Source organism: Pseudomonas sp. JV245A (assembly GCF_032424515.1).
GTDB lineage: Bacteria > Pseudomonadota > Gammaproteobacteria > Pseudomonadales > Pseudomonadaceae > Aquipseudomonas > Aquipseudomonas protegens.
This window is the reverse complement of record NZ_VYKE01000566.1, coordinates 1-405: the sequence shown is the minus strand read 5'-3', so window position 1 is coordinate 405 and position 405 is coordinate 1. Positions and strand designations below refer to the sequence as shown.

The window sequence follows — 405 nt, the reverse complement described above, 5'->3', positions numbered from 1 at the left end:
CGGCAGAGCCGCAGTTGCGGGTGCAGGCCCAGCTGCAGCCCGACACCTCGGTGATGGTCGGGCAAACCCTGCAGTTGCAGGTCGATGTGCTGACCAATACCTGGTTCACCCAGGCCGCGACCCTGCCGGAGCTGCAACTGCCCGGGGCCCTGGTGCTGGCACCCGACGGCGAAGCCGAGCACTTGAACCAGACCCTCGACGGGCAGCCGTTCTTCGGCATGCGCTACCGCTACCGGATCACCCCGCAACAGGCCCGCTCGTTCCAGATCCCGCCCCTGGTGGTGCGTGCCACCCCGGCCCAGGCCAGCGCCGAACAGTCGGCGCAGACCCCGCCCCTGGCCTTCAGCGCCAGCCAGCCGCCGGGCTTCGCCCCGGGGGAAACGGTGCTGGTGGCCGATGATCTGC

1 pseudogene is annotated in these 405 nt (G+C 70.6%); it reads left to right on the top strand.

Annotated features, from left to right (window positions below):
* A pseudogene (locus F6S12_RS33055) lies at positions 1–405 on the top strand (hypothetical protein); the annotation flags it as partial.